The sequence below is a fragment of the Thioclava electrotropha genome, assembly GCF_002085925.2.
In the GTDB taxonomy this organism is placed as follows: domain Bacteria; phylum Pseudomonadota; class Alphaproteobacteria; order Rhodobacterales; family Rhodobacteraceae; genus Thioclava; species Thioclava electrotropha.
In genome coordinates this window covers 68794-88050 of sequence record NZ_CP053562.1, presented here as the reverse complement: position 1 = coordinate 88050, position 19257 = coordinate 68794, and the positions used below count along the sequence as shown (strand labels likewise).

Genomic DNA, 19257 nt, shown 5'->3' with positions numbered 1-19257 from the left:
TCTTTTCTGACCCGCGCCGCGCAGCTAGAGAAGGCGCATGACCTACGAAATCGAGCGACTGTCCCTGCATGCCGACGGCGTGACCCATGGCCCCGAGGGGACCGTGCATGTCGCCATGGCGCTTCCCGGTGAGGTGGTCGAGGGCGAGGTGGTCGATGGCCGCATCGCGCAGCCGAAAATCGTGACGCCCTCGCCCGAGCGCGTCAAAGCGCCCTGCCCGCATTACCGTTCCTGCGGGGCCTGTTCGATGCAGCATGCATCCGAGGCGTTCACCGCCGAATGGAAGATGGACGTGGTACGTCAGGCGCTGGCCGCGCGGAACCTGCCCGTGCCGGAGATGACCATCGCGACCTCCCCGCTGAATTCCCGCAGGCGGGCGACGCTTTCGGGACGGCGCACGAAGAAGGGCACCTTGGTCGGGTTTCACGCCCGCGCCTCGGACACGGTCGTCGAGATACCGAACTGTCTGATCCTGCGGCCCGAACTGCTGGCCGCGATCCCGATGCTGCATGAGGCGACCGCGATTGCAGGCTCGCGCAAAGGCGAAATCGCCTTCACCCTGACACTGTCGGGAGCCGGGCTGGAACTCGCGGCACAGGGCGGAAAAGACCCTGATACGGCCCAATTCGAGGCTTTGTCGGGTCTGGCGCGCAGCCACGATCTCGCCCGGCTCAGCTGGAACGGACAGGTCGTCGCGGGGCGGCGACCGGCGATCCAGCAATTCGGCAAGGCCAAGGTCGTGCCGCCGCCGGGCGCGTTTCTGCAAGCGACCCATCACGGCGAAGCGGTGCTGACCGCCTTCGCGAAAGCGGCGATTGGCAACGCGAAAAAGGTGGCCGATCTGTTCGCGGGCTGCGGCACCTTCTCGCTGCCGCTGGCCGAACTGGCCGAGGTCCACGCGGTCGAAGGGGTCGCGGCGATGACCGAGGCGCTCGATCAGGGCTGGCGTCAGTCGCAGGGCCTGCACCGGGTCTCCACCGAGGCGCGCGATCTGTTCCGCCGTCCGCTTCTGCCCGACGAGCTGGCGAAGTTCGACGCGGTGGTGATCGACCCGCCGCGGGCTGGCGCGCAGGCGCAGATCGCCGAGATCGCGGCGTCGAAGCTCAAGCGCCTCGTCCATGTCTCCTGCAACCCGGTCACCTTCGCACGCGACGCAGAGACGCTGATCGCGGCGGGCTTCACGCTCGACAAGCTGCTGGTCGTGGATCAATTCCGGTTTTCCGCTCATGTGGAGCTTGCGGCCCTTTTCACCCGCTAGATGCGACGGCGAAAATCGGGTAGAAAGACTGCAAAACAGCAGTCTCCGAATACAGGCCGAACATGAACCGTCGAACCCTCCTCTTGGGCGGATGCGCCCTTGCCACGCTGGCCGCCTGTGGCGATTCCAGCAAATTCAAATCCTATAACGGCCCCGCCGTGACTCAGATCCAGCTCTTCAAGTCGCAGCGGATGATGTATCTGCTGCATGGCGACGAGGTGCTGGAGAAGTACAAGGTGGGCCTTGGCGGCGATCCGGTCGGGCCGAAGCGGTTCGAGGGCGACGGCAAGACCCCGGAAGGGCTCTATTACATCAACCGTCGCAATCCGAACTCGGCCTATTACCTGTCGATCGGCATCAGCTACCCGAATCCGCAGCAGGTGGCCTTCGCGGAATCGCAGGGCAAGAAGGCGGGCGGCGATATCTTCATCCATGGCCGCGACGGGAAGAACAAAGGCAAGGGTCGCGACTGGACCGCGGGCTGCATCGCGGTGAAGGACAAGGAAATCCGCGACATCTACGCGATGGTCCGCGACGGCACGCCGATCTTCATCTTCCCCTGATCGCAGCGTCCCCCCGGAAATGACAAAGGGCCCCACGTGGGGCCCTTTTTGCTTGCGGCGGGTCTTCGGCTCAGTTGCCGGTGACCATCGTCCACCAGATCTTGCCGGACGGCTCCTGATACCACGAGAAGCCCATCTGCGTCGCCGCAGGGTTCAGGATCACGTCGCGCGTATCGGCGACCTTCATCCAGGCCGAGAGGGTTTCCATCTCGGTCTCGTAGGTCTCGGAGATATTCTCGCCCAGAACCTGCCCCGGATAGCCGGCGCGCTGCGCCCGGCTCAGCGGCGAGGAGCCGTCGGAGCCCCAGTGCCACGGACGGTTCTGCACGGCCATGTCCTTGGAATGGGCCAGCGCCGCCGTGGTGAGCGCGTCGTTCAGCACCAGCGGTGCGGCACCGCGCGCCGAACGCAGGCTGTTCACGGATTCCAGCACGCGCTGCGGGATCACGGAGCGATCGCTCGCGGTGATGTTGTAGACTTTCGGCAGCGGCAGGCCATCGGGCCCGAGCTTGGGCTGCGTGTCGGTCGGCTGGCAAGCCGCCAGAGCCACAATCGCGGAGACCGCAAATACAGAAGCGCGCAACATCTTTGGTCCGTCCCTCGTTAAAACGTCAATCTGCATTACACGCTTGTCCCCAGCCGCGCAAACCCCTCTGTCGCTTTGCGGGCACATCCCCGCCAGTTTGATTTGCCGCCGCCGCGCGATCACATTATATTTATCGTAATTGACCCCGTCGCGAACCCGGAGCCTGAGATGTCCCATACGCGCAAGCCCTTCGATCGCCGCGCCTTCCTTGGCGCCGCCGCCTGCCTTGGTGCGGGGCTCGCGCTGCCCGCCCGCGCGCAAACGCCCGATTACGGTCAGGAGCAGTTCGAAACGAATGCCTTTACCAACCAGCGCCGCAATATTTCGAGCTTCCAGAACCGCGACTGGCAACCCTACTTCTCGAACCTCCGCGGTGGGGCGATCCTCGTGGATACCCATTCGCGGGCTTTGCATTACTGGTCGGCGGATCAGTCGATCTACCGTCTCTATCCGACTTCGGTGCCGGTCTCGGAAGAGCTGACGCGGCGCGGCCGGACCTCGGTGATCCGCAAGGTCGAAGGGCCGAGCTGGGCGCCGACCCCCTCGATGAAGAAGCGCAATCCGGAATGGCCCGATTACGTGCCGCCGGGCCCCGATAACCCGCTGGGGACCCATGCGCTCTATCTGTCGTGGCGCTATTACCGGATCCACGGCACGCATGACACGCGCAAGATCGGCCGCAAAAGCTCGAACGGCTGCATTGGTCTTTACAACGAACATATCCAGGAGCTGTTCGGCTTCGCGAAGATCGGCACGCAGGTGCTGCTGATCTGAGCCACGCCACCCATCGGACAAAGTAAAACCCCCGGGACTACGCAGTCCCGGGGGTTTTCAATTCATGGGACAGCGATCAGTGGTTACCACCTTTGCCGCCGCCATGGCCGGACCCGCCGCCCTTGCCGCCGCCCGAACCACCAGCGCCGCTGCCCGAACCCGAACCGCCGCCAGTGCCGCCGCCCGAACCCGAACCGCCCGCCAAGCCGTCGAGCTTGCCATGGGCGCTTCGTACCATGACGCCGAGCATCTCATCCTCGCCGGGCGTATCGATGGATTTCACGAGGTTATCCTCGTGCTCTTGGTTGTAAATCACGTCATCCTCGGTCGCCCACGGGTTTGCGTGCCCGGCCCAGGAAGCGCCAGCATAGAGAGCCGCCAAGGCGACCAGTCCCATAGTCTTGAGCATTCTCTTTCCTTTCTGCTCTGAGCGTCCCGGTCGTTGCCGGTCCGCAGGGTACGCCTTCACGGCGATCCCTTGCCCCCGCGTCAGAACTTATAAGAAAAGACACTCACGAATCTGTGAGGCAGGACGTCGCAGATCGCGACAGTTTTATCAGTCGATCCAACCGGCGAGGTTTTCTCCGACCACCTCCATCAGCGCCTTGATGTGCAGATCGTCATCGTTGAGGCAGGGGACATAGGTGAATTTCTCACCGCCCGCGTGCTCGAACGCCTCGCGGATTTCGCCGTTGATCTCTTCGAGCGTCTCGATGCAATCCGCGCTGAAGGCGGGCGAGATCACTGCGATGTTCTTCTTGCCCTGCTTCGCCAGCTCCGCGACATGCTCGACCGTGTAGGGCTTGAGCCATTCCTCGGTGCCGAAGACCGACTGGAAAGTCGTGTCGATCCCGTCCTTGTCCCAGCCGAGCCGTTCACGCAGCAGGCGCGAGGTCTTCTGGCACTGGCAATGGTAGGGGTCGCCTTCCATCAGATAGCGCTTGGGCATCCCGTGATAGGAGGCGACCAGCACGTCGGGCTTCTCGTCGAGCGTGGCATAGACCCGCTCCACCGATTGCGCGAGCGCGTCGATATAGGAGGGCTTGTCGAAATATTCCGGCGCGACGCGCGCGGCGGGCTGGCGCTTTTGCTTCATCAGCGCGCGGAAGAACTGATCGTTCGCGGTGGCCGAGGTGGCGCCTGCGTATTGCGGGTAAAGCGGCAGGAACAGGATCTTCTCGCAGCCCTGCGCGACCATCCGGTCGACGACGGACTGGGTCGAGGGATTGCCGTAGCGCATGCAGTAATCGACGACGACGTCCTGACCGTAGCGCGCCGAGACCGCGTCGCGCAGCTTCGCGACCTGCTGCTTGGTGATCGTCATCAGGGGGCTCTCGCCCGCCTCGTTGTTCCAGATCGTTTTGTAGTTCGCGCCCGAGCTGAAGGGCCGCTTCGACAGGATGATGAGTTGCAGCAGCGGCTGCCATTTCCACGCCGGGTAATCGATCACGCGCCGGTCCGAGAGGAACTCGTTCAGATAGCGGCGCATCGACCAGTAATCGGTGTTGTCCGGGGTTCCGAGATTGGCGACGAGCAGACCGATCTTCGCTTCCTTGACGGGCGGGTGATCGGCGGGGGCATGGGCAAGGCGCGGATTTGCGGCGTTGGTCATCGTGTCACTGTCCTGTCGTCATTTATCGCGGAACTTCCACCCGACTTAACGGGTTTCCCGATCTGTGCCAATGCGGCCTATTCAACCGGGACAGGATCACTTACGGTCTTCACATGGCAATGGATGACATGACCGGGAAAAAACCGGCCCCGCCCGCTCTCGACCCGTCGCGAGACGCGTTGTTCCTAGATTTCGACGGATGTCTGGTGGACATAGCGCCCCGCCCGGATGCGGTGATCGTGCCGCAAAATCTGCCGCGTTTGCTCGAACAACTCTCGGAGGCGCTCAATGGGGCGCTGGCGGTTGTCTCGGGGCGATCCCTGCACGAGCTGGAACGTTTTCTCGACGGGTTCGACGGGTTGATGGTCGGCTCCCACGGCTCGGAAGCGCGCGGAATGGAGCCGCCGATGGCCGAGACCCCACAACATCTGGGCGCGGTCAAAGAGGATCTGGCCGGGTTCGCTCAGGACCACGATCTCATTTTTGAAGACAAGAGCCACGGCGCCGCGATCCACTTCCGCTCCAACCCCGCCAAGCAAGGCAAAGTGGAAGCCTTCACCGAAGAGCTGACCGCGCGCTATGACGGCTTCACGATCCAGCCCGCGAAAATGGCGGTCGAAATTCGCCCCGAGGGGTTCTCGAAGGATGGCGCCTTGGCGATCCTGTCAGACCTCGTGCAGTTCGGCGGCCGCAATCCGGTCTATGCGGGCGACGACACGACCGACGAGCCCGCATTGGCTTGGGCAGAGGCGCATGGCGGCTTCGGCATCAAGGTCGGTGACGGAGAGAGCGTCGCGCGCTATCACCTTGACGAACCGATGGATGTGCGCGCCTGGCTCGCCGCTGCCGTGGCACGCTGAATGAGGAACGACGAATGGGCCGCCTGATCTGCATCTCCAACCGCATTCCCACCGGGGCCAATCCCTCGGGCGGGCTGGTCGTGGCGCTTGGCGATGTGCTGGAGGAGACCGGCGGCATCTGGATCGGCACCTCGGGCGAGATCGCCGACACGCCTGCCGCAGAGTTGCGCGAGATCGAGGGTGGGCCGTTCAGACGCTACTGCTTCGATCTGACTCAGGAAGAGCAGGACAACTATTACGCGGGCTATTCGAATTCGGTGCTCTGGCCGCTATTCCACGGCCGCGCCGACCTGATGGATATCCATCAGGAATATCTGGGCGTCTACAAGCAGGTGAACCGGCGGATCGCGAAGCTCGTGGCGCCGTTCCTGAAACCCGACGACCGGATCTGGGTGCAGGATTACCATCTGCTGCCGCTGGCCTACGAGCTGCGCCTGATGGGCGTGACCAATCCCATCGGCTTCTTCCTGCACACGCCTTTCCCCGGCCCGACCGCGATGCAGGCCCTGCCCAACGGGCGCGAGGTCTGCCAGTGGATCGCGAATTACGACCTCGTGGGCCTTCAGGCAGAGCGCGACGTGCGCGCCTGCCTCCACTCGATGATCGAGATCGCCGACGCCTCCAATCTGGGCGCGGGCTACGTGCACCTCTCGCCTCGCCAATGCCGGATCGCCGCCTTCCCGATTTCTATCGATGCGCGCGAGTTTCAGGAACTGGCGGAGACCGAGTTCGATAAGCTGCCCGCCGGGATCGTGAAGGATCATCGCCGGCTGATGATCGGCGTCGACCGGCTGGATTATTCCAAAGGTGTGCCGCATCGCTTCCGCGCCTTCGGCGAGTTTCTAGAGCGGCACGAGGACTGGCATCGTTACGTCTCGCTCTTGCAGATCTCGCCGCCGACCCGCGAGGGCGTGCAGGCCTATGACGATATCCGCGAAGAGACCGAGCATCTTTCGGGCCGCATCAACGGCCAGTTCGCCGACATTCAGTGGGTCCCGATCCGCTTCATCAACCGGGCGGTGCCGCGCGAAGTGCTGGCGGGGCTTTACCGCGCCTCGCATGTGGCCCTCGTGACGCCGCTGATGGACGGGATGAACCTCGTCGCGAAGGAATTCATCGCGGCCCAGAACCCCGACGATCCCGGCGTTCTGATGCTGTCGCAATTCGCGGGCGCGGCTGAACAGATGGATGCGGCGCTGATGGTCAATCCGCACGATCCCGAGCAGGTCGCCACCTCGATGCTGACCGCGCTGATGATGTCGCGCGGAGAGCGGCGGGAACGCTATCGGTCCCTGATGGAGGGGCTGACCACCTATGACGTGCATTGGTGGTCGAAGTCCTTCCTCGACGCGCTAGGCTGAGCCGGGCTTGTCGCCGCTCGGGTGCTCGGTGGTGCCCAGCGCATCGGCGAGCCGCTGTGCCGCGGACCCCGGACGCAACGGTTTCTGCTGATCGGGATGCGGCTTCCAGCCGGTGAGCCAGACCATGTCGAAGGTCGCGCGCACCCGGCCATCGGGCTCCTGATAGGTCTCGATATACAGCCGCAGCGCCTCGGTCAGCACATCGCGGCGCAGGAAGCGACGATCGCGGGCGGCAAGCGCATTGGTCTCGCCCATCGCGCGCAGGTCCGACAGCAGCCGCAGCGGCGTCTCGTAGGTCACCTTGCGCGTCACCGCATCGGCCACCGGCAGCGCCAGCCCCGCCCGCTGGATCAGCGCGCCGAGATCGCGAATTTCACCCATCGGCACGATCCGCGGGCTCAGGCCTCCGGTGATCGCGGCCTCGGCCTGCGCCAGCGCCGCGCGCAGCTCATTGAGTGTCTGACCGCCGAACATCACGCCGATGAACAGCCCGTCGGGTTTCAACGCGCGCGACGCCTGCACCATCTGCCCGACCGGATCATTCGCCCAATGCAGACAGAGCGCGTGGACCACCAGATCATGCGCGCCTTCCTCCAGATCGAGCACATCCGTATCGGCCACGATCTTCGCCTCGGGAAGAATTTCGCGCCACGGCTCGGGAAAAGCGGCGATCAGGGCTGGCTCCGTAAAGGTTCTGTTAACCTCTTGCAGCCTTTCCTCAAGTTCAGCCGCCGCGTCCTCGTGCAGAAACAGTTCGGGCGCACGGGCGGCGCGAAATCTATGGCGCTCGAGCGCCTCGCGGTCGGTCAGAAGGGGCGGCGTATCCATGGCAGAAACCCTTAACGAGGTTCGGAGCCGGATGCTAGCGGCGGGACGTCTGGGATTGCGCGCGCTCTTCCCGACGCGCTGCATCGCCTGCGGCGACGCGGTCGGCACGGATTTCGGGCTCTGCGGTGCGTGCTGGTCCGAGGCCACTTTCGCGCGCGGCACGGTCTGCGACGCCTGCGGCACGCCCCTTCCGGGCGAAAGCGACACGGCCATCCTTTGCGATGATTGCCTCACCCATCCGCGGCCATGGGCTCAGGGGCGTACGGTGATGCATTACGCGGGCACCGGGCGCGATCTGGTGCTGGCGCTGAAACATGGCGACCGGCTCGATCTGGTGCCGCCGCTGGCCGACTGGATGGCGCGTGCTGCCGCGCCGCTGCTGACGCCCGACACGCTGATCGCGCCGATCCCTCTGCATCGGCTGCGGCTGCTGCGACGACGCTACAATCAGGCGGCGGAACTGGCGCGCGCGCTGGCCCGGCGCACCGGCCACGACTACTGCGCCGATCTCTTCACCCGCGCCCGCCCGACGTCGAGCCAGAAGGGCAAAACTCGCGATGAGCGGCACGCCAATCTCGACGGCGCGATCACCGTCACGCCGCGCCACGCCGCGCTACTGCAGCGGCGTCCGCTCCTGATCGTCGATGATGTTATGACCTCGGGGGCCACGCTTTCCGCCGCGACGGAGGCGGCGTTGAGCGCAGGTGCAGAGCCGATCTGCACTGTGACACTGGCACGCGTTGCGAAGGCACCCTAAATCCCTATAGTCTCGCAGACCAAAGGGAATTGAGAATGAAACGCGTCGAAATCTACGTCACCAGCACCTGCCCCTTCTGCATCATGGCCAAGCGCCTGTTGGACAAGAAGGGCATCTCCTACGAGGAAACCGATGTCGGCCGCGAGCCGCAACTGCGCGCCGCGATGACCCAGCGCGCCAATGGCCGCCGGACCGTCCCGCAGATCTTCATCGGCGACGAGCCGATCGGCGGCTGCGACGAGCTGCATGCGCTCGAACATTCGGGCAAGCTCGATCAGATGCTGGCGAGCTGACGCGATGAAGGCGGCGCTCGTTCAGCTTTCGGTCACGGATGATCCGGCACAGAACCTGCCGGTCACGCTCGACTTCATCCGCGATGCCGCGTCGAAAGGTGCGCAGCTGATCGCGACGCCGGAATGCACCAATCTGATCTCGTCGGATCGCGCCCATCAGAACGCAGTCCTGCATCACGAGCATCACGACCCGACGCTGGAGGCGCTTTGCAACGAGGCAGAGCGCCTTGGCGTCTATATCCTGATCGGCTCGCTCTGCCTGAAATCCGGAGACGATGCGCGCTTCGCCAATCGCTCCTTCCTGATCGGGCGCAAGGGCAATATCAAAGCCCGCTACGACAAGATCCACATGTTCGACGTGGACGTATCCGAGACCGAACGCTACCGCGAATCCGAGGCTTACCGCCCCGGGCGCGAGGCGGTGCTGGGCGCTACGAAATACGCCCAGCTGGGCCTGTCGGTCTGCTACGACCTGCGCTTCCCGCATCTCTACCGGACGCTGGCGCAGGCCGGGGCGCAGGTGCTGACGATCCCGGCGGCGTTCAACGACACGACCGGGGCCGCCCATTGGGAGGTTCTGGTGCGTGCCCGCGCAATCGAGAATACCTGCTTCGTGCTGGCGCCCGCGCAATGCGGCACCCATGCCGCGCATGGCGGTCGGCCGCGCAAGACCTGGGGCCATTCGCTGGCGGTCGATCCGTGGGGCAAGGTGCTGGCCGATGGCGGTACCGAGCCCGGCGTGACGCTCGTCGATCTCGATCTCGATCAGGTGGACGCGGTGCGCTCGCGCCTGCGTTCCCTTTTCCATGACCGGAGCTTCGAAGCGCCGTGAGCACCCCGCCCGAGAACGATCCGCTTGCCGCGACGCTGTTCGCCGAGGTCTTCATGGCAGATCAGCTGGCGCGCAACGTGGTGAGCCGTGCCCTCCCGAAGGGCATGGAAATCTCGCATTTCTCGGTGCTCAACCTGCTGGCCCATATCAACGAGGAACGCACGCCCGCCCAACTGGCCGAGGCGCTGCATGTGACCCGCGGTGCGATGACCAACACGCTCGCCAAGCTGGAATGGGCGGGACATGTGCATATCCGGCCCGACTGGGACGATGCGCGGCGCAAATGGGTGTCGCTCTCGCCCTCCGGCAGGCGGGCGCGCGATGCGGCGCTGGCCTCGCTGATGCCGATCATCGGGGGGATCGTGCGCGATCTCGGCCCCGATAAGGTCCGCGCCACCCTGCCGGTTCTGCGCGAATTGCGCGCCCGCCTCGGCCAGGCCTGAACGCGGCAGGGGCGCTGCCCCTCTGGCCTGCGGCCATTCACCCCGGGATATTTCCGCCAAGCCGAAATCCGGCTCTTCGCTCTTGTTCAAATGTCCCCGGGGGGCGCGGTGGGGCAGCGCCCCTTTTCATCATCGGCACAAACGAAAAGACCCCGCCGTTTCGCACGGCGGGGCAAGGCGCGTGCCGAGGAGCGGCCCTCGGCACCGGCGGTAACTTCTAATTCTTGAGAGAGGGCTGAGCCTCAGTTCATCTCGGCGCGGATCTGCTGGCGCAGCAGGTCGATCGGGACCTGTTTGCCATCGCGCTTGAACGTCCAGTAGGTCCAGCCATTGCAGCTCGGCGCACCTTCGAGATGGGCGCCGACCTGATGGATCGAGCCTTTCACGTCGTCGCCGATCAGCGTGCCATCGGCGCGGACCTTGGCCTTGTGCCGACCGTTGAGCGAGTAGAGCTCTTCGCCCGGGCGCAGCATCCCACGTTCGACTAGCTGGCCGAAGGGCACACGCGGTTCGGCGCGTTTCGACGTGGAAACTTCGAGGGCTTCCTTGTCGAATTTGCGGATCTTGGCGAGGCGCTTGAGCGCGACTTCGCGATACGCTTCTTCGCGCTCGATACCGATGAAATCGCGGCCGAGCATCTTCGCCACGGCGCCGGTCGTGCCGGTGCCGAAGAACGGGTCGAGGATCACGTCGCCGGGATTGGTGGTGCCGACGAGGACACGATGCAGCAGCGCCTCGGGCTTTTGGGTCGGGTGGGCTTTCTCGCCGTTCGCATCCTTCAGACGCTCGCCGCCATTGCAGATCGGGATCACCCAGTCGGAGCGCATCTGCACGCCTTCGTTGAGCGATTTCAGCGCCTCGTAATTGAAGGTGTATTTCGCGCCTTCGGATTTCGACGCCCAGATCAGCGTTTCATGCGCGTTGGTCAGGCGCTTGCCGCGGAAGTTCGGCATCGGGTTCGACTTGCGCCACACGACGTCGTTGAGAATCCAGAAGCCCTGGTTCTGCAGCTCTGCGCCCATGCGGAACACGTTGTGATAGGAGCCGATCACCCACATCGCGCCATTCGGCTTGAGGATGCGGCGCGCGGCCTTCAGCCAGTCTCGGGTGAAATTGTCGTAATGCGCGAAGGAGCCGAACTGGTCCCACGCGTCATCGACCGCGTCGACCTTGGAATTATCGGGGCGGTGCAGATCACCGCGCAACTGTAGATTGTAGGGCGGATCGGCGAAGATCAGGTCCACACTGTCCTCGGGCAGCGAGTTCATCATCTCGATGCAATCGCCATCCAGAATTTCGTTCAGGGGCAGCGCATTGCGCACCACCGGAGTCTTGGTCTTTGCCATTTTTAGCCTCTTAACTGCCCGCCTCAGGGCCCAATATCTGGGAGCCGGCTTTGTGCCGATCTATGGCTACAAAAATGAGTCAAAGGCGATTCATCGTCAATTTCTTTTTTGAATCAAGGGGTTATATAATTAGCTTGGCACAAGATATTGTGGACCGGCTTGAAGCTTCGTCTATGAACGGGGGTGACCCCTAAATCTAGAAGCGCCTGCAGATGGTCCTTGGTCGGGTAGCCCGCATTCCGCTCCCAGCCGTAGCCCGGATACTGTTGCGCCAAATCCACCATGAGCAAATCGCGGGCCTCTTTCGCGAGGATCGAGGCCGCCGCGATCGACAAAGATCTGGCATCGCCCTTCACGATCGGTTCGCTGGACAACTTAAGGTCGCGCGGCACGCGGTTACCGTCGACGAGGACATGATCGGCGGTGCGGGCCAGCCCTTCGACCGCGCGGCACATCGCGAGATGCGAGGCTTGGTAGATATTGAGTTCGTCGATTTCCTCGACGCTGGCATGGGCCACGCAGCACTCGGCGCAGTCCATGATCTGCGCGGCCAGATCGGCGCGGCGCTTTGCGGTGAGCTTCTTCGAGTCGTTGAGCCCTTCGGGAATATGGGCGGGATCGAGAATAACCGCCGCTGCCGTCACCGGACCGCAAAGCGGGCCGCGGCCCACCTCGTCCACGCCTGCAACGATTGTCAGGCCGCGCGCGAAGGCGGCTTCTTCGAAAGAGAAATCGGGGTTCTGTGCCATGAGTTCGGAATGCCCCGGAACGGCAGGTCTGTTCAATGAAAAAGCGGGGACCCGAAGGCCCCCGCGCTGCTCGACGACGCTCTTATGGCGTCTGCCGCATGGCTTAACGCCGGCTGAGACGGATGCCGCGATCTTCCAGACAGTTGCTGCCGTAGACTTTCTCGACGCCGTGACGGCCGGTCTTCATCGTGAAGGCGCAGTTGGCGGGCAGGCGGCGTTCGGTGCGGCGATCAAGGCAGGAGGCGGAAACCACCTCGCCCCAGCCGCGGCGGGTCTTCACGCGCTGCACGCATTGCGCGGGCAGACGGATGCGGTCGCGGTCATGGCTATAGCGGCGGTGGTCGCGGTCGTAACGCTCCTGCGCGCGCTGGCGGCGGGCCTCGGCTTCGCGGCGCTCGCGCTCGCGGCGTTCGCGCTCCAGACGGCGCTGGCGGTCCTGCCAGCTCTCGTAGCGCGGCTGCGCCTTCTTCGCCTTGTGATCCTGCTTGTTCATCCCGTCGAGGAGCAGCGCGGCAGCCCCGACCCCAAGCAGGATGCTCAGCGCCTGACGGTCCTTCTTGCCCAGCGCGGCGGCGGGCGTAGCACTGATCGCGACGGAGCCCAGCGCGAGGGCGAGGGCGGTGATGGCGGCGGTGGCCTTGGTCTTGAGGCTCATGGCTTCGGTCCTTTCACTCGGCAGCCCGGAAGGCCGCATGACGTCGATGAACCGAGATTGGGCCGAGGGGCGAAAGTCAGGCAATAACGGCCCCCTGCTATCGGATAACAGACCGCCCAACCCCCTTTGGCTATTGAATAACACGGGTATTGCGCGCAGCGTGTTCCACATGAAACACGCAGTCCTCATATTGGCGTTTCTCGCCTCTGCCTCGGCCGCGCAGGCCGAGTGCTATGCCGATTACAAGGCCAAGCGCGACAACCCGTTGCAGCTGCAATACGGGGTGGCGCAGGTCTCGGACTCGGCCTGTTCGAAACAGGCGGCGGCGCGCGAATTGGCGCCGAAGCTGAAAGCCGATGGGTGGACCTTGCTGACGGTTCTCTCCACATTCGGCCCCGATGGCTTGGAGCAAAGGAAGGCCAGTGCCGGACAATATTTCCTCCGTTACTGATAGTTTACGACTCGGCTCGCGCGCGGTTGTGGGCGGGATCGTGGCCGTGGTCGCGATTCTTGCCGTGGCCGCGGTGCTGTTGTTCGCGAACCTGCCGAATGCGGATGCGTTCAACGCGCGGGTCGAGCAGATCTTCGTGCAGAACGACAATCTGACCTCACAAGCCGAGATCAAGCTGCTGGAGGTGCTGGCGCAGTCGGGCACCGCGTTCTCGGACGTGCTGGCGAATTACCGGGTGATCATCTTCATCCTGCTGATCTTCGCCGCCGCCCTTCTGATCGCGACGATCGTCTTCCTTCTGCTCCTGATCGCGCTGAACAAGCGGATGACCGAGATTCGCCGCGCCGGGATCGAAGTGCAGTCCTTACGCATCCTGCGGGGCGAAAATGCGGTCATGCTTAACGATATGGGCTTTACGCTGACCCCGGCCGCGATCGAGACGCTGTCGGTGCTGGCGGAAGCGCGGATGGATGACGACATCCTCACCGGCGCGCAGATCGAGGCGATGATCTCGGGCCGGGACGAGGCCGATTGCGACGAGGCGGCCGGTGCCACAAGGATAAAACGGCTGCGCGACAGCCTCGGGAATCAGCTCGTCAGCGAGCTTCTCGTGCGCAACATTTCCCGCAAAGGCTATGCACTTAGCGTGGCCAAGGATGCGATCCGGGTCGACTGATCCGGTTGCGCCACTGTCACATGCGCCCTATATCGCAGGGTCTGTTGACCCGAGGGAGAGCCATGTCCGACACGCCCTTCTACCTGATCGACGAGGCGCGCCTGCGCGAGAACATGCGCAAGATCGAGCGTCTGCGCGAACGCTCCGGCGCGAAAGCCCTGCTGGCGCTGAAATGTTTCGCGACCTGGTCGGCCTTCGACATCATGAAGCCCTATATGGATGGCACGACCTCCAGCTCGCTGTTCGAGCTGCATCTGGGGCGTGAGAAATTCGGCAAGGAAACCCATGCCTATTCGGTCGCCTGGGCCGATCACGAGATCGACGAGGCCATCGGTTACGCCGACAAGATCATCTTCAACTCGCTAAGCCAGCTGGATCGCTTCGGCGACAAGGCTGCGCATATCGAGCGTGGTCTGCGTCTGAACCCGCGGTTTTCGACCTCCGGTTTCGATCTGGCCGACCCGGCACGGCCGTTCTCGCGTCTGGGCGAATGGGATGCAGAGCGGCTGGAGGCGGCGATGGACCGCATCTCGGGCGTGATGATCCACTACAATTGCGAGAACGCCGATTTCGCGCTGTTCGATCATCAGCTTTCGCGGATCGAAGCCGAGTTCGGCGATATCCTGAAACGTCTGAAATGGGTCAGCCTCGGCGGCGGCATCCATTTCACCGGCGACGATTACCCGCTCGACGCGCTCGCCGACCGGCTCAAGAAATTCTCCGAGGATTTCGACGTGCAGGTCTATCTCGAGCCCGGCGAGGCGTCGATCACGCAGACCGCCTCGCTCGAGGTGACGGTGCTCGACATTCTCGACAACGGCAAGAAGATCGCCATCGTCGACAGCAGCATCGAGGCGCATATGCTCGACCTGCTGATCTATCGTGAGACCGCCAAGCTGCCGCAGCAGGGCGAGTTTGAGTATCAGATCGCGGGCAAGACCTGCCTCGCGGGCGACATCTTCGGCGAAGCGCGGTTCGACAAACCGCTCGAAATCGGCGACCGTATCTCGATTGCGGATGCCGCTGGTTACACGATGGTCAAGAAGAACTGGTTCAACGGCGTGGCGATGCCCGCCATCGCCATCCGCCGCGAAAATGGGAACATCGACCGGATTCGCGACTTCACCTATGAGGATTATCGCGCCTCATTGTCCTGAGGGCCCACAAGAGCCCCCTTCCCCTGTCCGCAGAAAAAGGAGACAGCCGAAGTGAAAAAGAACGTGCTCATCATCGGAGCGGGCGGCGTCGCCCAGGTCGTGGCGCATAAATGCGCGCAGAATAACGACATCCTTGGCGACCTGCATATCGCCTCGCGCACCAAATCGAAATGCGATGCCATCATCGACAGCGTGCGTGAAAAGGGCGCGATGAAGGTGGACGGCACGTTCGAGGCGCATGAGGTGGATGCAACCGATTCCGAGGCCGTTGCCGCCCTGATCCGCGAGACCGGGTCCCAGATCGTGATCAACGTGGGCACCGCCTTCGTGAATATGCACGTCCTCGACGGCTGCATCGCGACGGGTGCCGCCTATATCGACACCGCGATCCATGAAGAGCCCGACAAGATCTGCGAAACCCCGCCGTGGTATGCCAATTACGAGTGGAAAAAGCGCGATCTGTGCACCGAGCATGGCGTGACCGCGATCCTCGGCGCGGGCTTCGATCCTGGCGTGGTGAATGCCTATGCGCGCTTCGCGATCGACCAGATGGACGAAGTGAAGTCGATCGACATCGTCGACATCAACGCAGGCTCGCACGGCAAGTATTTCGCGACCAACTTCGATCCCGAGATCAACTTCCGCGAATTCACCGGCGTCGTCTATTACTGGGAAGACCAGCAGTGGAAAGAGACGAGCATGTTCGCCTCGGGCCACAAATGGGATCTGCCCGTCGTCGGCCCGTCGCAGGCCTATCAGTCGGGCCACGACGAGGTGCATTCGCTCGCGACCAACTATCCGCAGGCCGATGTGCGCTTCTGGATGGGCTTCGGCGATCACTACATCAATGTCTTCACCGTGCTGAAGAATCTCGGTTTGCTGTCCGAGCAGCCGGTGAAAACCGCTGAGGGTCTGGAAGTCGTGCCGCTGAAAGTGGTGAAGGCCGTGCTGCCCGATCCGTCGAGCCTCGCGCCGAACTACACCGGCAAGACCTGCATCGGCGATCTGGTGAAAGGCACGAAAGACGGCAAGGACGTGGAGTATTTCGTCTATAACGTCGCCGATCACAAAGAGGCCTATGAGGAAGTCGGCTCGCAGGGCATCTCCTACACCGCGGGTGTGCCGCCGGTCGCCGCCGCGATCCTGATCGCCCAAGGCGACTGGGATGCGAAGACGATGAAAAACGTCGAAGAGATGGACCCCAAGCCCTTCTTCACCCAGCTCGACCGCATCGGCCTTCCGACCCGCGTGATGGTCGGTGGCCTCAAGGGCGAGGACAAGGCCTGGACCGAGGTTTAAGCGGTCGCACCAGAAACACGAAAGGCCCGCATCGCGCGGGCCTTTTTCATGTCTGCTTGGCAATCCCGGCAGGCTCTCTGGTTTCGATGGGCATGAACCCGCTGCATCAAGAATGTCCAATGGGTGCGCTCATAGAGTCGCGATAACACTTGAAGTGCTTGTCCAAATCCGAAAAACATCATTTTTCGGAAGCGCGCGTGCGAAAAGTGATCGTGACATTTAGCGCCTTCGTACTGGGCCGCAGTGGTCCCCCGACTGATCTTAACGCTCGGCGTTCGCTGCAGTTTCTTGGCTCAGCTACGCCACCGCTGATCCATCAGGTGGCTTAGACGCCGAGGGTTAACTGCATTTATCACCACGATATTCGATGATCGTGCGCTGCATCCTAATTGGGCGGATTGGGTTAGCAGCGAGAACACGCGCCTGCTCATAGATTCTGCTTAGCTCGCGTATGATCTTCTTGCCAACACTTTTGGGCTTTTCGCGGTGGATTCCCACTCGGTCGGCGCTTGACGAAATTTGGCTTGGGAATAGAGCCTCCTTAGCGTTCAGTCGGTCATCTTGAATGCATATAGCTTCGCTTAGTTGCCATACTCGTAGGCCAAAGTTGTAGGCGGGATTGAAGACCAGATGGTCGGAAGGCATCTCAACGTGGGTCGAGTGTTTTAGTAGCTTCGCCGCTGCATCGCGGTTCAGTATGTAGCCAGCAGAACCGAAGTGGTTGGACTTAAGACGGTGGAGCGATCGCCCTCGCACGCGGATGCGGCGCTTATCTGTCCAGACCTTTTGCAGATATGTCTCAATCTTCACCACATCGAGGCCGGAAGGTATCCAAGCAGCGTCTGTAAGAAAGTCGGCAGCATCTGATGATAAGTGCACGTCGTCTTCGAAGATTGCACCGAACTCGTCAGCACCCTCAGCAATGCGTTTCCAGCATTCCCTGTGACTTAGAAGACATGCTTTTTCGGCGTCAAACCATTTACGGCCAATATCGCTACCGAAGGTGATACCTGACGCTTTTTCGCTGAGGTTTCCGGAGGTAACGGCACTTACTCTATGTGCTTTAATGCCGAGCTCGGAAAACTGATTTTCCATCCACGCACGGCGCGCAGCTGCGGCGTCAAGGTTTATGTATAGAATGTTCATTTTTCTCTCCGCATCAGAGCGGGAACCAGTGAGCTCTGGAATACCAAAGCGCCTCCTCGTTTTCTAGTCGGTTTGCGCTAAGCTGATTTCGGATGCAACACGTAGACGATGGGCTGGACTATTCAGTACATGAGTTTGGAAGCTTGGCGATCCCGGCAGGATTCGAACCTGCAACCTGCCCCTTAGGAGGGGGCTGCTCTATCCAGTTGAGCCACGGGACCGCGCTGCGCCTTTGATGCCGCCAAAGAGCTTGTGGTGCAAGTCCATCGCTGCGCTGCAACAGAAAACCGCGCGCATATTCCTATGCATGCGGGTCGTGCAGAAATTTCAGGATTTCAGGGGAAAGAAAGAAAAGGGAGCGCAAATTGGCCCACTGCGCCCCCTTTCGCATCCCTCGCCGTGACGAATCCGACACCGGCGCGGGTCGTTCCAGGTATCGGGCGGAGATTATCCGACCCTATAACCGTTAACGCTAACATACTTGGCATCATTCGCTTGCGCAAGGGAAATGTTTGGCGCTAACAAGAGGAGAACCTTGAGGAACCGCCCTTGTCTCGCCCTATCGAAACCCGCCGTCCTTTGACCCTGCGCGATGTCTCCGAAGCCTCTGGAGTCTCGGAGATGACCGTCAGCCGCGTGCTGCGCAATCGCGGCGATGTCTCTGATGCGACACGGGAAAAAGTCCTGCAAGCCGCGAAAGCGCTTGGCTATGTGCCCAACAAGATCGCGGGCGCGCTGGCCTCGCAGCGGGTGAACCTCGTGGCCGTGATCATCCCGTCGCTGTCGAACCTCGTCTTTCCGAAAGTGCTGTCGAGCGTGTCCGACGAGCTCGAAGATACCGGGCTGCAACCGGTCGTCGGGGTGACGAATTACTCGCCCGAGAAGGAAGAGCAGGTTCTGTATGAGATGCTCTCGTGGCGCCCCTCGGGGGTGATTATCGCGGGGGTCGAACACACGCCCGCCTCGCGCGCGATGCTGCAGAATGCGGGCATTCCGGTGGTCGAGATCATGGATGTCGATGGCGAGGGGATCGACTCGGTCGTGGGTATTTCGCATCGCCGCGCCGGGCTGCATATGGCCGAGGCGATCATCGCCGCAGGCTATCGCAAGATCGGGTTCCTCGGCACGAAAATGCCCGAGGATCATCGGGCGCGCAAACGGCTCGAAGGGTTCAAGGAAGGGCTCGCCAAGGCGGGGATCGAACTGGCGGACACCGAGTTCTACGCGGGCGGTTCTGCGCTCGCGAAAGGGCGCGAGATGACGGAGACGATGCTCAAGCGCTCGCCCGATCTCGATTTCCTCTATTACTCCAACGACATGATCGGCGCGGGCGGTCTGCTCTGGTGCCTCGATAACGGCATCGACGTGCCGAACAAGATGGGTCTGGCCGGGTTCAACGGGCTGGAACTGCTCGACGGGCTGTCGGTGCGACTCGCCACGATGAATGCCTGCCGGGCTGAAATCGGTCGCAAGGCGGCGCAGATCATTTCGGGGCGCTCGCAAAGCGGGATGATCGGCGGCGAAGTGATCGAGCTGGAGCCGACCCTCGATCCGGGCGACACGATCCGCAAACGTTGATCCGAAGGCGGCGGCGCAAGCACCGCCTGCCTT

General features: G+C 62.7%; 22 protein-coding genes and 1 tRNA gene. 14 read left to right on the top strand and 9 right to left on the bottom strand.

What is annotated here, in order from left to right:
• Positions 1 to 37: 37 nt before the first annotated feature.
• Positions 38 to 1258, top strand: a complete 1221-nt coding sequence (locus tag AKL02_RS00440) for a class I SAM-dependent RNA methyltransferase (RefSeq protein WP_083076588.1) — start codon at positions 38 to 40, stop codon at positions 1256 to 1258.
• Positions 1259 to 1320: 62 nt separating this feature from the next.
• Positions 1321 to 1821 carry a L,D-transpeptidase family protein gene (locus AKL02_RS00435; protein ID WP_078541580.1) on the top strand — a complete coding sequence of 167 codons (501 nt, stop codon included), beginning with the start codon at positions 1321 to 1323 and terminating at the stop codon, positions 1819 to 1821.
• 70 nt (positions 1822 to 1891) lie between these two features.
• On the opposite strand, the gene dalA is transcribed toward AKL02_RS00435, so the two are convergent.
• Complete coding sequence (dalA, locus tag AKL02_RS00430; protein ID WP_078522216.1) at positions 1892 to 2407, bottom strand: divisome-associated lipoprotein DalA; 516 nt, start codon at positions 2405 to 2407, stop codon at positions 1892 to 1894.
• A 168-nt stretch (positions 2408 to 2575) separates the two neighbouring features.
• On the opposite strand from dalA, the gene AKL02_RS00425 reads away from it, so the two are divergent.
• The gene (locus AKL02_RS00425; protein WP_078522215.1) at positions 2576 to 3181 is read left to right on the top strand and encodes a L,D-transpeptidase; all 606 of its coding nucleotides are present in this window, start codon (positions 2576 to 2578) and stop codon (positions 3179 to 3181) included.
• 76 nt (positions 3182 to 3257) lie between these two features.
• Here the strand turns inward: AKL02_RS00425 and AKL02_RS00420 are convergent, their stop codons facing one another.
• Positions 3258 to 3590 carry a hypothetical protein gene (locus AKL02_RS00420; RefSeq protein WP_078522214.1) on the bottom strand — a complete coding sequence of 111 codons (333 nt, stop codon included), beginning with the start codon at positions 3588 to 3590 and terminating at the stop codon, positions 3258 to 3260.
• Between the two features lie 147 nt (positions 3591 to 3737).
• Positions 3738 to 4793: a ferrochelatase gene (gene hemH, locus AKL02_RS00415; protein WP_083076591.1), complete on the bottom strand. Its 1056-nt coding sequence runs from the start codon at positions 4791 to 4793 to the stop codon at positions 3738 to 3740.
• Positions 4794 to 4999: 206 nt separating this feature from the next.
• On the opposite strand from hemH, the gene otsB reads away from it, so the two are divergent.
• Together otsB and AKL02_RS00405 are read left to right on the top strand one after the other, a co-directional pair.
• Entirely contained in the window at positions 5000 to 5653 is a 654-nt protein-coding gene (gene otsB / locus AKL02_RS00410) for a trehalose-phosphatase (RefSeq protein WP_165756943.1), read from the top strand.
• Positions 5654 to 5667: 14 nt separating this feature from the next.
• Positions 5668 to 7014, top strand: coding sequence for an alpha,alpha-trehalose-phosphate synthase (UDP-forming) (locus AKL02_RS00405; protein WP_083076595.1), 1347 nt, complete (start codon positions 5668 to 5670; stop codon positions 7012 to 7014).
• Here the strand turns inward: AKL02_RS00405 and AKL02_RS00400 are convergent.
• A complete protein-coding gene (locus tag AKL02_RS00400) occupies positions 7006 to 7842 on the bottom strand; it encodes a methyltransferase domain-containing protein (protein WP_078541574.1) in 837 nt (278 codons plus the stop codon). The two genes, AKL02_RS00405 and AKL02_RS00400, sit on opposite strands and share 9 nt — an antisense overlap.
• On the opposite strand from AKL02_RS00400, the gene AKL02_RS00395 reads away from it, so the two are divergent.
• Genes AKL02_RS00395 through AKL02_RS00380 form a run of 4 tightly spaced genes read left to right on the top strand, consistent with a single transcriptional unit; the run spans position 7841 to position 10167 of the window.
• A complete protein-coding gene (locus AKL02_RS00395; RefSeq protein WP_232621684.1) occupies positions 7841 to 8599 on the top strand; it encodes a ComF family protein in 759 nt (252 codons plus the stop codon). The genes AKL02_RS00400 and AKL02_RS00395 overlap by 2 nt on opposite strands.
• 35 nt (positions 8600 to 8634) lie before the next feature.
• The gene (gene grxC, locus AKL02_RS00390; protein ID WP_078522208.1) at positions 8635 to 8892 is read left to right on the top strand and encodes a glutaredoxin 3; all 258 of its coding nucleotides are present in this window, start codon (positions 8635 to 8637) and stop codon (positions 8890 to 8892) included.
• 4 nt (positions 8893 to 8896) lie between these two features.
• Entirely contained in the window at positions 8897 to 9724 is an 828-nt protein-coding gene (locus AKL02_RS00385) for a carbon-nitrogen hydrolase family protein (protein WP_078541572.1), read from the top strand.
• A gap of 53 nt (positions 9725 to 9777) precedes the next feature.
• On the top strand, positions 9778 to 10167 hold the full coding sequence (locus AKL02_RS00380) for a MarR family winged helix-turn-helix transcriptional regulator (protein ID WP_078541755.1): 390 nt from the start codon (positions 9778 to 9780) through the stop codon (positions 10165 to 10167).
• Positions 10168 to 10409: 242 nt separating this feature from the next.
• On the opposite strand, the gene AKL02_RS00375 is transcribed toward AKL02_RS00380, so the two are convergent.
• The 3 genes from AKL02_RS00375 to AKL02_RS00365 form a co-directional block, all read right to left on the bottom strand.
• Entirely contained in the window at positions 10410 to 11513 is a 1104-nt protein-coding gene (locus AKL02_RS00375; RefSeq protein ID WP_078541571.1) for a site-specific DNA-methyltransferase, read from the bottom strand.
• A 113-nt stretch (positions 11514 to 11626) separates the two neighbouring features.
• Positions 11627 to 12262, bottom strand: a complete 636-nt coding sequence (locus AKL02_RS00370; RefSeq protein WP_083076602.1) for a ribonuclease HII — start codon at positions 12260 to 12262, stop codon at positions 11627 to 11629.
• Positions 12263 to 12365: 103 nt separating this feature from the next.
• On the bottom strand, positions 12366 to 12917 hold the full coding sequence (locus AKL02_RS00365; RefSeq protein ID WP_083076605.1) for a hypothetical protein: 552 nt from the start codon (positions 12915 to 12917) through the stop codon (positions 12366 to 12368).
• A gap of 169 nt (positions 12918 to 13086) precedes the next feature.
• Between AKL02_RS00365 and AKL02_RS00360 the strand changes: the two genes are divergently transcribed.
• From AKL02_RS00360 to AKL02_RS00345, 4 genes are all read left to right on the top strand, one after another.
• A complete protein-coding gene (locus tag AKL02_RS00360) occupies positions 13087 to 13368 on the top strand; it encodes a hypothetical protein (protein WP_083076784.1) in 282 nt (93 codons plus the stop codon).
• Positions 13340 to 14044, top strand: a complete 705-nt coding sequence (locus AKL02_RS00355; RefSeq protein WP_098409595.1) for a winged helix-turn-helix domain-containing protein — start codon at positions 13340 to 13342, stop codon at positions 14042 to 14044. Before AKL02_RS00360 ends, AKL02_RS00355 begins: the two co-directional genes overlap by 29 nt.
• Before the next feature lie 62 nt (positions 14045 to 14106).
• On the top strand, positions 14107 to 15201 hold the full coding sequence (nspC, locus tag AKL02_RS00350; protein ID WP_078550959.1) for a carboxynorspermidine decarboxylase: 1095 nt from the start codon (positions 14107 to 14109) through the stop codon (positions 15199 to 15201).
• 51 nt (positions 15202 to 15252) lie between these two features.
• Entirely contained in the window at positions 15253 to 16500 is a 1248-nt protein-coding gene (locus tag AKL02_RS00345; RefSeq protein WP_083076616.1) for a saccharopine dehydrogenase family protein, read from the top strand.
• Between the two features lie 339 nt (positions 16501 to 16839).
• On the opposite strand, the gene AKL02_RS00340 is transcribed toward AKL02_RS00345, so the two are convergent.
• Positions 16840 to 17646 carry a glycosyltransferase family 25 protein gene (locus AKL02_RS00340; protein WP_083076620.1) on the bottom strand — a complete coding sequence of 269 codons (807 nt, stop codon included), beginning with the start codon at positions 17644 to 17646 and terminating at the stop codon, positions 16840 to 16842.
• 144 nt (positions 17647 to 17790) lie between these two features.
• Positions 17791 to 17867, bottom strand: a tRNA-Arg gene (locus AKL02_RS00335).
• Between the two features lie 400 nt (positions 17868 to 18267).
• Between AKL02_RS00335 and AKL02_RS00330 the strand changes: the two genes are divergently transcribed.
• Positions 18268 to 19224 carry a LacI family DNA-binding transcriptional regulator gene (locus AKL02_RS00330; protein ID WP_232621683.1) on the top strand — a complete coding sequence of 319 codons (957 nt, stop codon included), beginning with the start codon at positions 18268 to 18270 and terminating at the stop codon, positions 19222 to 19224.
• Positions 19225 to 19257 lie beyond the last annotated feature (33 nt).

What these genes read in the sequence shown, in the direction of transcription:
- AKL02_RS00440 (WP_083076588.1), top strand. Translation starts at nt 38, where the DNA reads ATGACCTACGAAATCGAGCGACTGTCCCTGCATGCCGACGGCGTGACC.
- AKL02_RS00435 (WP_078541580.1), top strand. Translation starts at nt 1,321, where the DNA reads ATGAACCGTCGAACCCTCCTCTTGGGCGGATGCGCCCTTGCCACGCTG.
- dalA (WP_078522216.1), bottom strand. Translation starts at nt 2,407, where the DNA reads ATGTTGCGCGCTTCTGTATTTGCGGTCTCCGCGATTGTGGCTCTGGCG.
- AKL02_RS00425 (WP_078522215.1), top strand. Translation starts at nt 2,576, where the DNA reads ATGTCCCATACGCGCAAGCCCTTCGATCGCCGCGCCTTCCTTGGCGCC.
- AKL02_RS00420 (WP_078522214.1), bottom strand. Translation starts at nt 3,590, where the DNA reads ATGCTCAAGACTATGGGACTGGTCGCCTTGGCGGCTCTCTATGCTGGC.
- hemH (WP_083076591.1), bottom strand. Translation starts at nt 4,793, where the DNA reads ATGACCAACGCCGCAAATCCGCGCCTTGCCCATGCCCCCGCCGATCAC.
- AKL02_RS00405 (WP_083076595.1), top strand. Translation starts at nt 5,668, where the DNA reads ATGGGCCGCCTGATCTGCATCTCCAACCGCATTCCCACCGGGGCCAAT.
- AKL02_RS00395 (WP_232621684.1), top strand. Translation starts at nt 7,841, where the DNA reads ATGGCAGAAACCCTTAACGAGGTTCGGAGCCGGATGCTAGCGGCGGGA.
- AKL02_RS00400 (WP_078541574.1), bottom strand. Translation starts at nt 7,842, where the DNA reads ATGGATACGCCGCCCCTTCTGACCGACCGCGAGGCGCTCGAGCGCCAT.
- grxC (WP_078522208.1), top strand. Translation starts at nt 8,635, where the DNA reads ATGAAACGCGTCGAAATCTACGTCACCAGCACCTGCCCCTTCTGCATC.
- AKL02_RS00385 (WP_078541572.1), top strand. Translation starts at nt 8,897, where the DNA reads ATGAAGGCGGCGCTCGTTCAGCTTTCGGTCACGGATGATCCGGCACAG.
- AKL02_RS00380 (WP_078541755.1), top strand. Translation starts at nt 9,778, where the DNA reads ATGGCAGATCAGCTGGCGCGCAACGTGGTGAGCCGTGCCCTCCCGAAG.
- AKL02_RS00375 (WP_078541571.1), bottom strand. Translation starts at nt 11,513, where the DNA reads ATGGCAAAGACCAAGACTCCGGTGGTGCGCAATGCGCTGCCCCTGAAC.
- AKL02_RS00370 (WP_083076602.1), bottom strand. Translation starts at nt 12,262, where the DNA reads ATGGCACAGAACCCCGATTTCTCTTTCGAAGAAGCCGCCTTCGCGCGC.
- AKL02_RS00365 (WP_083076605.1), bottom strand. Translation starts at nt 12,917, where the DNA reads ATGAGCCTCAAGACCAAGGCCACCGCCGCCATCACCGCCCTCGCCCTC.
- AKL02_RS00360 (WP_083076784.1), top strand. Translation starts at nt 13,087, where the DNA reads ATGAAACACGCAGTCCTCATATTGGCGTTTCTCGCCTCTGCCTCGGCC.
- nspC (WP_078550959.1), top strand. Translation starts at nt 14,107, where the DNA reads ATGTCCGACACGCCCTTCTACCTGATCGACGAGGCGCGCCTGCGCGAG.
- AKL02_RS00340 (WP_083076620.1), bottom strand. Translation starts at nt 17,646, where the DNA reads ATGAACATTCTATACATAAACCTTGACGCCGCAGCTGCGCGCCGTGCG.
- AKL02_RS00330 (WP_232621683.1), top strand. Translation starts at nt 18,268, where the DNA reads ATGACCGTCAGCCGCGTGCTGCGCAATCGCGGCGATGTCTCTGATGCG.